11 protein-coding genes are annotated in these 14658 nt (G+C 70.7%); 7 read left to right on the plus strand and 4 right to left on the minus strand.

Features of this window, described 5'->3' with window-relative positions:
- Positions 1-30 precede the first annotated feature (30 nt).
- Positions 31-3573, plus strand: a complete 3543-nt coding sequence (gene dnaE, locus G4Z16_RS26395; RefSeq protein ID WP_197353134.1) for a DNA polymerase III subunit alpha — start codon at positions 31-33, stop codon at positions 3571-3573.
- Between the two features lie 224 nt (positions 3574-3797).
- Here the strand turns inward: dnaE and G4Z16_RS26400 are convergent, their stop codons facing one another.
- Positions 3798-3974, minus strand: a complete 177-nt coding sequence (locus G4Z16_RS26400) for a hypothetical protein (protein ID WP_197353135.1) — start codon at positions 3972-3974, stop codon at positions 3798-3800.
- A 245-nt stretch (positions 3975-4219) separates the two neighbouring features.
- Here G4Z16_RS26400 and G4Z16_RS26405 point away from each other — a divergent pair, with 245 nt between their 5' ends.
- The 4 genes from G4Z16_RS26405 to G4Z16_RS26420 all read left to right on the plus strand — a co-directional run bounded on the left by G4Z16_RS26405 (position 4220) and on the right by G4Z16_RS26420 (position 8609).
- Complete coding sequence (locus G4Z16_RS26405) at positions 4220-5533, plus strand: NYN domain-containing protein (protein WP_197354924.1); 1314 nt, start codon at positions 4220-4222, stop codon at positions 5531-5533.
- Positions 5534-5599: 66 nt separating this feature from the next.
- Complete coding sequence (locus G4Z16_RS26410) at positions 5600-6664, plus strand: ABC transporter ATP-binding protein (RefSeq protein WP_425508121.1); 1065 nt, start codon at positions 5600-5602, stop codon at positions 6662-6664.
- A gap of 68 nt (positions 6665-6732) precedes the next feature.
- Positions 6733-7581 (plus strand): ABC transporter permease, encoded by an 849-nt coding sequence (locus G4Z16_RS26415; RefSeq protein ID WP_197354926.1) that lies wholly within the window; start codon positions 6733-6735, stop codon positions 7579-7581.
- 461 nt (positions 7582-8042) lie between these two features.
- Entirely contained in the window at positions 8043-8609 is a 567-nt protein-coding gene (locus G4Z16_RS26420; protein ID WP_197354927.1) for a hypothetical protein, read from the plus strand.
- A 44-nt stretch (positions 8610-8653) separates the two neighbouring features.
- Here G4Z16_RS26420 and ybaK read toward each other — a convergent pair whose 3' ends face one another.
- The 3 genes from ybaK to G4Z16_RS26435 form a co-directional block, all read right to left on the minus strand.
- Positions 8654-9172, minus strand: a complete 519-nt coding sequence (gene ybaK / locus G4Z16_RS26425) for a Cys-tRNA(Pro) deacylase (protein ID WP_197353136.1) — start codon at positions 9170-9172, stop codon at positions 8654-8656.
- A gap of 83 nt (positions 9173-9255) precedes the next feature.
- On the minus strand, positions 9256-10092 hold the full coding sequence (locus G4Z16_RS26430) for an LON peptidase substrate-binding domain-containing protein (RefSeq protein WP_197353137.1): 837 nt from the start codon (positions 10090-10092) through the stop codon (positions 9256-9258).
- Positions 10093-10219: 127 nt separating this feature from the next.
- Positions 10220-11776: an oxidoreductase gene (locus G4Z16_RS26435; protein WP_246531374.1), complete on the minus strand. Its 1557-nt coding sequence runs from the start codon at positions 11774-11776 to the stop codon at positions 10220-10222.
- 316 nt (positions 11777-12092) lie between these two features.
- On the opposite strand from G4Z16_RS26435, the gene hisD reads away from it, so the two are divergent.
- Positions 12093-13553 carry a histidinol dehydrogenase gene (gene hisD / locus G4Z16_RS26440; protein ID WP_197353139.1) on the plus strand — a complete coding sequence of 487 codons (1461 nt, stop codon included), beginning with the start codon at positions 12093-12095 and terminating at the stop codon, positions 13551-13553.
- Positions 13550-14656, plus strand: coding sequence for a histidinol-phosphate transaminase (locus G4Z16_RS26445; RefSeq protein ID WP_197353140.1), 1107 nt, complete (start codon positions 13550-13552; stop codon positions 14654-14656). The genes hisD and G4Z16_RS26445 overlap by 4 nt, the downstream gene beginning before the upstream one ends.
- The last annotated feature ends 2 nt before the right edge of the window (positions 14657-14658 follow it).

Below are 14658 nucleotides of genomic sequence, written 5' to 3' on the forward strand. Positions count from 1 at the left end.
CAACATCCGTGCCCGGAGGTGGCCCGCGCCGTGACCGACCAGCCGTTCACACATCTGCACGTGCACACTCAGTATTCGCTTCTGGACGGCGCCGCGCGGCTGAAGGACATGTTCAAGGCATGCCAGGACATGGGCATGTCGCACATCGCGATGACGGACCACGGCAATCTCCACGGTGCCTACGACTTCTTCCACCAGGCCACGGACGCCGGGATCACGCCGATCATGGGCATCGAGGCGTACGTCGCGCCGGACCACCGGCGGAACATGCGCCCGGTCAAGTGGGGCACCCCGCACCAGAAGCGCGACGACGTGTCCGGTAACGGTGCGTACACGCACATGACGATGTGGGCGCGCGACAAGGAGGGGCTGCACAACCTCTACCGCGCCCAGTCCCGGGCCGGGCTCGAGGGCTTCTTCCGCAAGCCGCGCATGGACCGCGAGCTCCTCGCCGAGTACGCGAAGGGGATGATGGCCACCACCGGCTGCCCCTCCGGCGAGGTGAGCACGAAGATCCGTCTCGGGCAGCAGGAGGAGGCCGTCAAGGCCGCCGGAGAGTTCCAGGACATCTTCGGCAAGGAGAACTTCTTCGTCGAGCTGATGGATCACGGCATCGACATCGACAAGCGGGCGCGGGCGGGCCTGGAAGAGGTCGCCAGGAAGATCGACGCCCCGTTCGTCGTCACCAACGACTCGCACTACACCTACGAACGTGAGTCCGCGGCGCACGACACCCTGCTGTGCATCCAGACCGGCAGCAATCTCTCCGACCCGGACCGCTTCAGCTTCGACGGCGCGGGCTACTACATCAAGTCGGCCGAGGAGATGTATGCCATCGACTCCTCGGACGAGTGGCAGCAGGGCTGCCGCAACACGCAGCTGCTGATCGCCGAACGCGTCGACACCGCGGGGATGTTCGACACCAAGAACCTGATGCCCCGTTTCGACGTGCCCGAGGGGTACGACGAGGTGTCCTGGTTCAAGGAGGAGGTCAAGCGGGGAATGGCCGTCCGCTACCCGGGCGGCGTTCCCCAGGACCGGCAGGAGCTGGTCGAGTACGAGATGGACGTCATCATCTCGATGGGCTTCCCCGGTTACTTCCTCGTCGTTGCCGACTTCATCAACTGGGCGAAGAACAACGGCATCGCGGTGGGCCCGGGCCGTGGCTCCGCGGCCGGCTCGATCGTCTCCTACGCGATGGGCATCACCGACCTCGACCCCGTCACCCACGGCCTGATCTTCGAGCGGTTCCTCAATCCCGAGCGCGTCACCATGCCCGACGTCGACATCGACTTCGACGAGCGCAGGCGCGGCGACGTCATCCGCTACGTCACGGAGAAGTACGGCGCGGACAAGGTCGCCATGATCGGCACCTACGGCACGATCAAGGCGAAGAACGCGATCAAGGACTCGGCCCGCGTGCTGGGTTACCCGTACGCGATGGGCGACCGGATCACCAAGGCGATGCCCGCCGACGTCCTCGGCAAGGGCATCCCGCTGTCCGGCATCACCGACAAGGACCACCCGCGCTACAGCGAGGCGGGCGAGATCCGGGCGATGTACGAGAACGAGCCGGACGTCACCAAGGTGATCGACGCGGCACGTGGCATCGAGGGCCTGGTGCGGCAGATGGGCGTGCACGCCGCCGGCGTGATCATGTCCAGCGAGAAGCTGATCGACCACGTGCCCGTCTTCTCGCCCAAGAACGACGGCGTGGTCGTCACGCAGTGGGACTACCCCAGCTGCGAGGCCCTCGGCCTGCTGAAGATGGACTTCCTCGGGCTGCGCAACCTGACGATCATGGACGACGCGGTCAAGATGATCCGCAAGAACAAGGACGTCGATCTCAAGCTGCTCGACCTGCCGCTGGACGACCCCAAGACGTTCGAGCTGCTGTGCCGCGGAGACACCCTGGGCGTCTTCCAATTCGACGGCGGCCCCATGCGCTCGCTGCTGCGCATGATGAAGCCCGACAACTTCGAGGACATCTCCGCCGTCTCGGCGCTGTACCGGCCGGGCCCGATGGGCATGAACAGCCACATCAACTACGCCCTGCGGAAGAACGGCCAGCAGGAGATCACCCCCATCCACCCCGAGCTCGAGGAGCCCCTGAAGGAGGTCCTCGACATCACGCACGGCCTGATCGTGTATCAGGAGCAGGTGCAGAAGGCCGCGCAGGTGCTCGCGGGCTACTCGCTGGGTCAGGCGGACCTGCTGCGCCGGGCGATGGGCAAGAAGAAGAAGGAGGTTCTCGACAAGGAGTTCGTGAACTTCCAGAAGGGTATGCGCGAGCGGAACTACTCCGACGAGGCAATCCAGGCCGTCTGGGACGTGCTGGTGCCCTTCGCCGGCTACGCCTTCAACAAGGCGCACTCCTCGGCGTACGGACTGGTCACGTACTGGACGGCCTACCTCAAGGCCAACTACCCGGCCGAGTACATGTCGGCGCTGCTCACCTCGGTGCGCGACGACAAGGACAAGTCGGCCGTGTACCTGAACGAGTGCCGGAAGATGGGCATCAAGGTCCTCCCCCCGGACGTCAACGAGTCGGAGGCGAACTTCACCTCGCGGGACGACTCGACCATCGTCTTCGGCCTGACCGCGGTGCGGAACGTCGGGCAGAACGTCGTGGACTCGATCGTCAAGTGCCGCAAGGCGAAGGGGAGGTACACCTCCTTCCCCGACTTCCTCGACAAGGTCGAATCCGTCGTCTGCAACAAGCGCACCATCGAATCCCTCATCAAGGCGGGCGCGTTCGACGAGATGGGTCACACGCGCAAGGGCCTGACGGCGCAGTTCGAGCCGATGATCGACAACGTGGTGCAGGTCAAACGCAAGGAGGCCGAGGGCCAGTTCGACCTCTTCGGCGACCTCGGCGGGGAGGACGGGGAGGACGCCCCCGGCTTCGGCCTCGACGTCACCTTCTCCGAGGAGGAGTGGGAGAAGACGTATCTCCTCGCCCAGGAGCGGGAGATGCTCGGCCTCTATGTCTCCGACCACCCTCTGTTCGGGCTGGAACACGTGCTCAACGACAAGGCGGACGCGGCCATCGCCCAGCTCACCGGCGGCGAGCACTCGGACGGCGCGATCGTCACCATCGGCGGGATCATCTCCGGGCTGCAGCGCAAGATGACCAAGCAGGGCAACGCGTGGGCGATCGCGACCGTGGAGGACCTGGCGGGCTCCATCGACTGCATGTTCTTCCCGGCGACCTACCAGCTCGTCTCCACCCAACTCGTCGAGGACGCCGTCGTCTTCGTCAAGGGCCGGCTGGACAAGCGTGAGGACGTGCCGCGTCTGGTCGCGATGGAGCTGATGATTCCCGACCTGAGCGAGGCATCCGCCAGCGCGCCCGTGACGATCACGATCCCCACCGTGAAGATCACGCCGCCGCTGGTGGAGAAGCTCGGCGAAGTCCTCACCCACCACCGCGGTTCGAGCGAGGTACGCGTGCGGCTCCAGGGCGCCCGCAAGACCACGGTCCTGCGGCTGGACAGGCACCGGGTCACGCCCGCGCCGGCTCTCTTCGGCGACCTGAAGGAGCTGCTGGGCCCGTCCTGCATGGCGGGCTGAGCCCGAACGGCGAGGCAGCCGGCGCCCGGCGCCCGGGCGAGCGACTGCCGACACCGCCAACGCCCCTCCGGCGCGGGGCCCGTGCGGCGCGTCCGCATGGCCCGGCGCACGAAGAGGGCGGCCCCGGGGCTGGGGCCGCCCTCTTCTTGTCAAGCGCCGACGTGCGGTGCCCAAGGGCACAGGTGAATCAAACGGAGTGTTGCCGACCTCTGCACCAGGCAGGGTCAGTTGTGTCCGAAGCGCCGCTGGTGCTTGCGGGCCACGTCGGCCGGGCTGACGTTTCTGCCCGACGACGGGCGCGACGGCTGACCTTCGGCGGAACCGCTCTCGGTCCTGCTCTGGTCGCGCTCGCTGTCACCGGCTTTCTTCTGACTGCGTTCCTGATTCCTGCCCTTGGCCATGATCGCCTCCTGGGGACCGTTGAACTTTGGGCCGAATTCAGCCTGGCACGGGGGTATGAAGCGCGCATGTCGGACAATCACCGTGAGTGAGGCGGTTCTTCGCGCTGTTGCGCCTCCTCCACATCTGTGCCGCCACGCCGGTGATCGTGCGCCGCCAATAACCCCTGTACGGTCGGGCAGACTCGAAGGCGAAACACACGACTCCGGCCACTGGGCCGCCGTCGGTGACCGAGAGTGGGTGGATCGTGGACCGCTGCGTCGTTCTGGTGGATGCCGGATATCTGTTGGGCGCCGCCGCGAGTCTGCTGGCGGGGGAGCCCATGCGCTCCCAGATCAGCGTGGATCACGCCGCCCTGATCCGCGGGCTACGCGAACGTGCCGAGGCCGACACCGGCTGTGATCTGCTGCGGATCTACTGGTTCGACGGCGCACCCGACCGGGTGCCGCAGCCCGAGCACCGCAAGCTCCGGGTGATGTCGCGCGTCACCGTACGTCTCGGAGCACTGACCAGAAGCGACGGCCGCTGGGCCCAGAAGGGCGTCGACGCGGCGATGCACGCGGAGCTCACCGAACTGGCCCGGAATCGGGCCTGCTCCGACATCGTCCTCGTCACGGGCGACGGTGATCTGCTCCCGGGGCTGATGTCGGCCAAGGAACACGGCGTCGCCGTGCACCTGTGGGCAGTGCAGGCGGCGGACGGCGACTACAACCAGTCCGAGGATCTCGTGGCCGAGGCCGACGAGCGCCGGGTCCTGGACCGCAGCTGGATCACGGAGGCCGTGCGCGCCACGGAACCGTCCGGTGCGTACCACCCGCAGTCCGCATCCAGACCCGAGATCGCGGCGATCCTCTCCGCGCCGCTGCCCGAATCGGCCAAGAACGGAAGCGCACCCGTCGCGCCCGTGCATCACGCGGCGTCCGCGCCGCCCTCGGCGACACCCCCGCCGCCACCCGCCGGCGCGGCCGCGGACGGCGCCGCTGACACTCAGGCGACGGACAGCGAGGACGACGAGGCGGCCGCCCCGGACAAGGGCACCAGCGGCGTTCCCACCGTTCCCACTCCCAAGGACCTCGCCGGGCTCGGCCGTCCCGCGCCGCACCCCGGCCACGGCGCCCCTCCCGGCGCGACACTCAGATGGTCCTCCGAGCGGGGCTGCGTCGAGCGCAGCACATCAGGGGAGTCCCAGGAGGCTGCCGCGCTGCCTATGCTCGCCCAGCTGACGACGGCCGAGCAGCGCTGGGCGGACCGTGAGGAGGACATCACGGCGGTCAGCGGCGACCCCTTCGAGGTCGGCCAGGTCTTCGCCCGGCGCTGGCTGGAGCGGCTCTCCGCCCCCGCCCACGTGCAGTCGCTGGCCCGTGAGTATCCGCGCATCCCGCACCGCATCGACGGGGAGCTGCTCCGCTACGCGGCCCGCTTCGGGCTGCTCGCGCACAAGGACGACCAGATCGACGAGCACGACCGGTACGCGATCCGGGCGGGGTTCTGGCGTGAGATCGACGCCCCCGTGACCGGGCAGACCGTCCCCGACGAGGACGCCTCCGTCGCCGAGCAGTAGCCCGGATCCGTCCCGGAACGACCCTTCCGGATACCCCGCCGCCACCGGAGCGTAGGCTCGTCGCTCGTGGGAACCGGCACAACGCAGCAGACGGCGCAGAGCGTGCAGACGCCGACGCGGACCGCTGTGCGCATGACGAGCCTGGTCAAGACGTATCCCATGAGCCGCCGCCGGGCCGGCGCGCTCCCCCTGAACCTGCTGCGCAGCACCCGGGACGCACCCGGTATCGCGGGCGTGCGGGCCTGCGACGGAGTCACCCTCGAAGTGCGGCAGGGCGAGATCTTCGGCCTGCTCGGCCCGAACGGAGCCGGCAAGTCCACCGTCGTCAGACAGCTGGCCGGCCTGATGCGTCCCGACTCCGGCACGGTCGAGGTGCTCGGGCACGACCTGGTGCGGCACCCGGAGCGTGCCGCGCGGATCCTCGCCTACCTCGGCCAGGAGTCCGGCGCGCTCGACGAACTGACCGTCGCCCTGGCGGCGGAGACCACGGGACGCCTTCGTGGCCTGGACGCCGCGTCCGCCCGGCGCGAGCGGGACGAGGTCCTGGACGAGCTGGGCCTGAACGCCCTCGCGGGCCGTCCGCTCAGAAAGCTCTCGGGCGGTCAGCGGCGGCTGGCCTGCGTCGCCTCGGCGCTCGTGGGGGAGCGGCCCCTGCTCGTACTGGACGAGCCGACGACCGGCATGGACCCGGTCGCCAGGCGCGCGGTGTGGGCGGCCGTGGAGCGCAGGCGCACCGAGCGCGCCGCGACGGTGGTGCTGGTGACGCACAACGTCATGGAGGCCGAGACCGTCCTCGACCGCGTGGCGGTGCTGGACCGCGGCCGCGTCATCGCCTGCGACACCCCCGGAGGGCTGAAGGCCACCGTCGGCGGGGACGTACGGCTCGAACTGGTCTGGCGCGACCGCGCGCCGCTCGACGTGCCACAGGTCGCCGACCTTGCCGGTAAGGCCACGGTCTCGGGACGCCGCTGGACGCTGCGCATGCCGCCCGAGGCGGCCCGCGCCGCGGTCGACGTCGTCACCACAGGGCGGGCCTTCGCGGCACTCGACGACTTCTCGTTGGCCACGCCCAGCCTCGAGGACGTGTATCTCGCTCTGGGCGGCTGCGGGGAAGGTCTGGTGAAGGTGTGAGTACGGCCGCTTCGGCGCAGGCACAGGCGCGCGCGCGGGCGCGGTCCGGCGAGACCGGCGCCCGCGTTCTGGCTCCCCGCGAGGCCGGGGAGGACGCCGGCGTCGCGGGCGCGGCGTCTGCCGGTGCGTCGGCAGGGGCTTCCGGCACGGCCGGTGAGGCGCCCGCTGCTCTCGCGCCCCGGGCCCGTCTGTGGCCCTCGCTGGCCGCCGTGTACCGGGCGCAGCTCTCCCGCGCACGGGTCGCCCGCATCCCGCTGCTGTTCGTGGCGACGTTCCAGTCGCTGGGGATCATGGTGCTGATGAGGGGCGTGGTCGACGGCGGTGCCGAATCGAGGGCCGTGGTCGCCGGGTCCGCCGTCCTGGTGGTGGCGTTCGTGGCGCTCAATCTGCTGGCCCAGTACTTCGGGCAGCTGCGCGCGGGCGGGGGTCTCGACCACTACGCCACGCTGCCGGTGCCCGCGGCGGCGGTCGTGCTCGGTGCCGCCGGGGCGTATGCGTCGTTCACGGTGCCCGGGGTCCTCGTCACCGCCGTCGCCGGCGGCGTCCTCTACCAGCTGCCGCTGAGCGGTCTGTGGGTGCTCGTGGCCGTCGTGCCGCTCGCGGGTGCCGCTCTGGCCGGGCTCGGTGCGGCGCTGGGCCTGCTCGCCCCCAAGCCCGAGATCGCGACTCTCTGCGGGCAGCTGGGCATGTCGGCCGCGCTGCTGCTGGGCGTCCTCCCGGGCGGGCGTCTGCCGCAGCCCGTGGGCCTGCTGCGGGACCTGCTGCCCTCGACGTACGGAGTCGAGGCGCTCGCCCGTGCCTTCGAGGTGCGGCCCGACTGGGGCCTTGCCGCCCTGGATCTCGCCGTCTGCGCCGCGGTGGGTGTGGCGTCCCTGGCGCTGGCGACATGGGCGTACCGGCGCGCGGCAGTCCGCTGAGAAGCGGACCGGAGCCGGGCCCGGACGCCGACTGAGCCGGAATGGGTGTATTCGCCGCCATTCTGCCGCAGAGCCATCTGCCGCCCGCCGCCCGAACTGGTGCCCGGGACTGGCACGATGGCGTCGTGACCGCTCCAACGCCTTCCTCACCCGACCCCGACCGCTCGCGTCGCTCCCGCCCGTACCACGGCCATGGCGGCCGGCACGGCGGCGGACAGCCGGGTTCGCACCGGCGCGGCGACCCCACGGGCGGCGATCACCCCGCTCCTCCGTACGGCGACTCGGGATCCTCGGGGGCCTCAGGTCCTGCGGGTCCCGGAGGCGATCAGTCCGGGCCGTACGGTCCCTCCGGCGCGTACGGTCACCCGGGCGCCTACGGTCACCCCGGCGCCTACGGTCACCCCGGCGCGCACGGCCACTCCGGCGAGGAGGCGGGCCACGGGGCCTACGCCCCGGAACTCCTGGACGAATACGACGAGGAGCGCACCGATGTGCGGGCGGAGGTGCGCGCGGGTGCGCTGTGCGCCCTGATCGTGCTCGTGCTCGGAGTGGGGCTCGGACTGCTGTGGCTGTGGCTCGCGCCGCGCGTCCCGCTCGTCAGCGTCGACGGAGGCGTGTTCCTGAAGGACCCGGAGGGCGAGGAGGCGATCGGCGCGGACGGCACGTTCGTCCTGCTGGCGGTCGCCTTCGGTGTGGTGACGGGCCTGCTGGCGTTCCTGCGCAGCCGCAGGGGCGGCATCGGCATCGTCGTCGGGCTGGCCGTGGGTGCGCTGCTGGGGTCGGTGCTGGCCTGGCAGCTCGGGATCTGGCTGGGCCCGAGCGGCGATCTCGCGGCGGCGGCGAAGGCCGCCGGTGAGAACAAGACCTTCGACGGGCCGCTGAAACTGCAGGCCAAGGGTGCTCTGCTGGTATGGCCGTTCATCGCGCTGGCGACGCATCTGGTGCTCATGGGCGTCTTCGGGCACCGCGATCCGGAGCCCGCCGGATCGCTGCCACCCAAGGACGGCGGTTCCGCACAGCATTGGTGAGCGGCGGGCCCTGAGGCCCCTGAGGCCCCTGAGGCCCCGGAGGCTCAGGACGCGTCACTCGTGCGGGCGATGGCCGCTTTGGCCGCGCCCGTCAGTTCCGCGAGGTCGGCGGGGGCGAGTTCGATCTCCAGACCCCGGCGTCCCGCGGAGACGCAGATGGTGGCGTGCGCCAGGGCGGACTCGTCGAGGACAGTGGGCAGCGGCCTGCGCTGCCCGAGGGGTGAGACACCGCCCAGCACATAGCCCGTACTGCGCTCGACGGCCGCAGGGTCGGCCATCGCCGCCCGTTTGCCGCCGGCCGCCGACGCAAGGGCCTTCAGGTCCAGCGAGGCGGAGACCGGAACGATCGCGACGGTCAGCGCGCCGTCGACCTCGGCGACGAGGGTCTTGAAGACCCGCTCGGGCGCGACCCCCAGGGCCTCGGCGGCCTCGGCACCGTACGAGGCGGCGGACGGGTCGTGCTCGTAGGAGTGCGTGGTGAACTCCACGTCCGCGCGGGCGGCGGCGAGCGTCGCCGGAGTAGCCGCCTGCTGCTGCTTCTGCCGCCGGTTCTTCTTCGCCATCGCTGCCCCTCCGCGGCCCGGCGCGCGTGCCGTCCTGCCTGTGTGCCGTTTCTGCGTGTGTCCGAAGCCGTCCCGGTGCCCGCTCAGTTGGGGCTGGTCGGGTCGCGTGTGAGTTCCGCCGCCGGGAGCGAGGGCAGCTTGCCGATCACTGCTGTCTCCCGGCGGAGGATCTTCAGCTCGTCCGCCAGCCGCGTCGCGGTGTCCGGGGCCTGGAGCAGGCGCTGCTTGGTGGGAGTGTCGAGGATGGTCGCGGCGGCCACCAGGTACGAGACGACGGACGGATCGTCAGGCAGTTCCTGCCCGGCGGCCAAGGTCCGCTCCCGTGCGCTCGCGAGCCGCTTCTGGTAGCCGCGGAATGCACGCAGCACACCTGAGGCCAGCGCACCCGCTCCGTCGCCCTCGTCCTCCGGCAACTCCTCGATCTCGCCCATGAGATACGGGCCGCTGGAGTCCACGGAGTGCAGCCGGAAACGGGTGGTGCCGGTGGCCAGGACCTCGTAGCCCGGACCGTCGGACACGGCCTCGTCCTCCTCCTCGAGGGACGCGTCGTCGGCGTCCCCTCCCGTGGCGCCGGACGCACCCGACGCGGCGGGGCCGCCCGCCGCGCCGGCGCGCTCGCGGATCGTCGAGGCGTCGGCGATGCATCCGACCGAGTAGAACGACGCCATCGGATCGGATCCGAAACCGGCCATCGGCTCGGTGCCCGCGGGCGGCGCGCTCTCCGGCAGGCCCTTGGAGGTCTGAGCGGTCTCCCGGCCGTCGCGGATGGCGACCACGCCGAAGCGGCGGGGTGTGTCCTCGGGGATCTTCAGCAGGTCCCGCATCAGCGCGCGGTATCGCTGCTCGAAGATGTTCAACGGCAGCACCAGGCCCGGGAACAGCACCGAGTTGAGCGGGAAGAGCGGAAGCGCGGTTGTCACAACGAGTAAGCCTAAAGCCTTCGGGGCCTGCCCGGTGCTCCCGATCGATCACGAGTGCAACGCAGGCAGGGCACGGCACGGCAGTTCACTGACGGCGAATCACTCACGGCTTGCCACCGGCCGCGGATCATTGGCGGCGGAGCAGGCGCGTCGCCCCCGTGGCGACGGTGGTGGCGAGGATCCAGCCGAGGAGGATCAGGCCGGCCGCCACCCACTGCGGGCCCCCCTTCGGGTCCCAGGCGTTGTCCTGCCCGATGGTGATGACGGGCAGCAGCAGGTCGAGCGCGTACAGCGCCGCGTTCCAGTGCGGCGACTCGTCGCCCTTGAGAGGGTCCGGCGGATGCGCCCCGAAGTACATGGCGCTCGCCGCCCACAGCAACGCCATCCACAGCGCCGCCTGCGCCGGGCGGTATCCGTAGGCGACCGTCCAGTCCTGCAAGTAGCCCCAGACCTTGCCCACCAGCGGAAGCGTCTCGCGGCGGCGCCGCTGCTTGGCCAGGAGCACCGCGCGGGCATTGGTGTCCTCACCGCTGTTGCGGTACATCAGCGCCAACTGCTCGTACGGCAGCGGCGAATACTCGGGTGTGGCCGCCGCGAGCCACCGCAGCCGCTCGCGGACGTTGAAGTGGCCTTCCTTGGGGATGGCCTGCTGGTAGGTGAAGCCCGCCATCCACAGGCGCTGGTCCCTGGGCCAGCTGCCCACCCTGTCGAGCAGCTTCTCCACGGTGGCGCCGGAGAGCACGATCAGACCCCGCTCAGGCGCCCGCGGTGTGAAGTTCAGCTCCGGTGTCTGGATGCGGCGGAGCGAGAGTTCCTGGTCCCGGCCCAGTTCGAAGCGCGCGTTCTCGATGACGAGCGACGAGCCGAACCGCCCGTCGTCCAGTACCACTCCGCCCGTGCACTCGAAGTGCTTCGTGCGCCAGCGGCTGCCGGTCTCCGTGGTGAAGGGAACGGGAGTGCCGGACGCGGGCGTCGTGCTGTCCCGCAGCTGCGAGGAGCGGCCCCGGTTGGCGTCGGCGAAGCTGGCGACGTGCTCGACCGTCATCTGCGGGGCGTACAAGGCGTAGCGGCCCTTGGTGTTGCGCAGCACCGTGCCGAACATGTGCAGAGAGCTGCCGACCGTCGCGCCGCGCAGGCTCACCTCGCCGTCGGTCACCAGCAGGCTCGCCTGGAGTTCCTGGGAGACGGTGATGCCGTCAGCGGCGATGGCGCGTATGCGGCGGCCGCTGCCGACCGTCGCCTCGTTGAGCATCAGGTCGGTGCCGATGGTGGCGTCGGTGAGCTTGATGCCCTCGGGTATCGAGCAGCGCGGCAGGTGCAGGTCGCCGTCGGTGTTGAGCCGGGCGGCCTCCAGGCGCGGTATGTAGCAGTCGACGAGCCGCCCCGTGTGCATGCGGGCCTCCGCCATCCGCACCTCACGTTCGAAGCGGCACTGCCGCATCTCGAAGTACGGCTCGATGATGCCGCCGGAGAGGTCGAGCACGTCGGTGATCCGGGCGCCCGAGACGTGCAGCGAGGAGACGCGTCCCAGCAGCGGTGGCGGCCCGTGCAGCAGCAGATGCGCGATGACGCGGGCGCGCACGGTGCGGTCCGGCCCCCATTCGTGGTCGCCGTTGGGGTCGTCGAGTTCCTCTTCGCCGCTGCGCAGGTCGTACTCGCTGCCGTTGACGAACGCCTGCCACATGCCCCACTCGGCCCTTGTCAGCCAGGACGGCGGCTCTCTGGACTCCAGCCCCTCGCTCACCGGTCGGCTTCCCCCTCTGCTCGGGTGCCGGGACGCCCTCGGTGGTCTGCTGCTGCCCGGGGCTGTCCGGCACGTCGTCTCCGGTCCCGGTCTGGTCCGTCCGGTCCCGTCACCGGGTGTCCGCGCCCGGTGTCCGTCCGCTTCTTTCCCGCTGGGTGAGCGTATGAACGCCGGAGGCCACGTTCGTCTCCCGGGACGCGTATCACTCACTGATACGCGCGGCTGGCGGGCGGACGCCGTCTGAGAGACTGGAGCCGTGATCTCCCGAATCGACCTGCGCGGTTCCGCCGTCTCCGCAGACGGCGGCTTCGACCGTGATCTGCTGCCACGTGCCGAGCTGGACGTCGAGGCCGCCCTGGAGAAGGTGCGGCCGATCTGTGACGACGTCCGGCATCGTGGCACGGCGGCGCTCATCGACTACGCGCAGCGGTTCGACGGTGTGACGCTGGAGCGTGTCCGCGTCCCGCGTGAGGCTCTGGACGAGGCGCTGGCCGAGCTGGACCCGGACGTGCGGGCGGCCCTGGAGGAGTCGGTGCGCCGCGCCCGTATCGTCCACCGCGACCAGCGGCGCAGTGATTCGGCCGTCACGGTCGTGCCCGGCGGCACGGTCACCGAGCGGTGGGTGCCGGTCGAGCGGGTCGGGCTGTACGTGCCCGGCGGGCGGGCCGTGTATCCGTCGTCGGTCGTGATGAACGTCGTGCCCGCGCAGGAGGCGGGCGTGGGTTCCCTCGCGGTCACCTCGCCGCCGCAGCCCGAGTTCGGGGGGCTGCCGCACCCGACCGTCCTCGCCGCGTGCGCGCTGCTCGGCGTGTACGAGGTGTACGCGGCCGGCGGTGCCCAGGCGATCGCGATGTTCGCCTACGGCACCGACGAGTGCCCGTCCGCGCAGCTGGTGACGGGCCCCGGCAACATCTACGTCGCGGCAGCCAAGCGGCTGCTCAAGGGCCGCATCGGCATCGACTCCGAGGCCGGCCCCACCGAGATCGCGATCCTCGCCGACGACACGGCCGACGCGGCGCACGTCGCCGCCGACCTCGTCAGCCAGGCCGAGCACGACACGGTCGCCGCCGCGGTGCTCGTCACGCCGTCCGTCGAGCTGGCCGGGGCCGTCGAGGGCGAGCTGAAGGAGCAGGTCGCCGTCGCCCGGCACCGCGAGCGGATCACCGAGGCGCTGTCCGGGCGGCAGTCGGGCATCGTACTCATCGACTCCCTGGAGGACGGGCTCGCGGTCGTCAACGCCTACGCGGCCGAGCACCTGGAGATCCAGACCGAGGACTCGGCGGGCTGGGCGGCACGCGTGCGCAACGCGGGCGCCGTCTTCGTCGGCCCGTACTCGCCCGTCTCCCTCGGCGACTACTGCGCCGGCTCCAACCACGTGCTGCCGACGGGCGGTTGTGCCTGCCACTCCTCGGGGCTCTCCGTTCAGTCCTTCCTCCGCGGCATCCACGTCGTGGACTACTCGCGGGACGCCCTCGCGGAGGTCACCCACCACGTCGTCACGCTCGCGGAGGCCGAGGACCTGCCTGCGCACGGGACGGCACTCAAGGCAAGGTTTGCCGGAGGCGAACAAGAAGGCACGAGCGCCGGAGGCGAACAAGAAGGCACGAGCGCCGGAGGCGAACAAGAAGACACGGGCGCCGGAGGCGAACAAGAAGACACGGGCGCCGGAGGCGAACAAGAAGACACGAGCGAGGGAAAGGTGCCGCAGAGCAAGTGACCGGCATCGAACAGCTCCCCATCCGGGACGAGTTGCGAGGCAAGACCCCGTACGGCGCCCCGCAACTGGACGTGCCCGTACGGCTGAACACGAACGAGAACCCGTATCCGCTGCCCGAGGAACTGGTCCGGCGCATCGCGGAGCGCGTCACCGAGGCCGCCCGCACGCTGAACCGCTACCCGGACCGTGACGCGGTCGAGCTGCGCACCGCGCTCGCCTCGTATCTGACCCGTACGACGGGCTTCGAGGTCTCCGGGAACCAGATCTGGGCGGCCAACGGTTCCAACGAGGTCATCCAGCAGCTGCTGCAGACCTTCGGCGGGCCCGGCCGCACCGCCATCGGCTTCGAGCCGTCGTACTCGATGCACGGCCTCATCTCCCGCGGCACGGGCACCGGCTGGCTGTCCGGGCCGCGCCGTGAGGACTTCACGGTCGACACGGACGCCGCGGTGCGCGCCATCGCTGAGCAGCGCCCCTCGGTCGTCTTCGTCTGCTCGCCCAACAACCCGACGGGCACGGCGGTCGAGCGCGAGACGGTCGTGGCGCTGTACGAGGCGGCGCAGGCCGCCGGGCCGTCGATGGTGATCGTGGACGAGGCGTACGGCGAGTTCTCGCACCGGCCCTCGCTGCTGCCGCTGATCGAGGGCCGTCCGAACCTCGTCGTCAGCCGGACGATGTCGAAGGCCTTCGGTGCGGCGGGGCTGCGTCTGGGCTATCTCGCGGCCGACCCCGCCGTCGTCGACGCGGTGCAGCTGGTGCGGCTGCCCTACCACCTTTCGGCGGTCACGCAGGCCACGGCGCTGGCCGCCCTGGAGCACACCGATACGCTGCTCGGATACGTCGAGCGGCTCAAGGAAGAGCGTGACCGGCTGGTGCGGGAGCTGCGTGCTCTCGGGCTCGAAGTGACCGAGTCCGACGCCAACTTCGTCCAGTTCGGACGGTTCGACGACGCTCACCTCACATGGCAGGCCCTGCTGGAGCAGGGCGTGCTCGTGCGGGACAACGGTGTACCGGGCCGGCTGCGGGTCACCGCGGGCACGCCCGAAGAGAACGACGCGTTCCTCGACGCGGTACGTGCAGTGACGAAGGAGACCCCCCGATGACT

The organism is Streptomyces bathyalis (genome assembly GCF_015910445.1).
Lineage (GTDB): Bacteria > Actinomycetota > Actinomycetes > Streptomycetales > Streptomycetaceae > Streptomyces > Streptomyces bathyalis.

Coding starts and splice junctions, on each gene's coding strand:
- ybaK (WP_197353136.1), bottom strand. CDS start 9,172: ATGGCGAAGAAGAACCGGCGGCAGAAGCAGCAGCAGGCGGCTACTCCG.
- G4Z16_RS26435 (WP_246531374.1), bottom strand. CDS start 11,776: ATGTGGCAGGCGTTCGTCAACGGCAGCGAGTACGACCTGCGCAGCGGC.
- G4Z16_RS26400 (WP_197353135.1), bottom strand. CDS start 3,974: ATGGCCAAGGGCAGGAATCAGGAACGCAGTCAGAAGAAAGCCGGTGAC.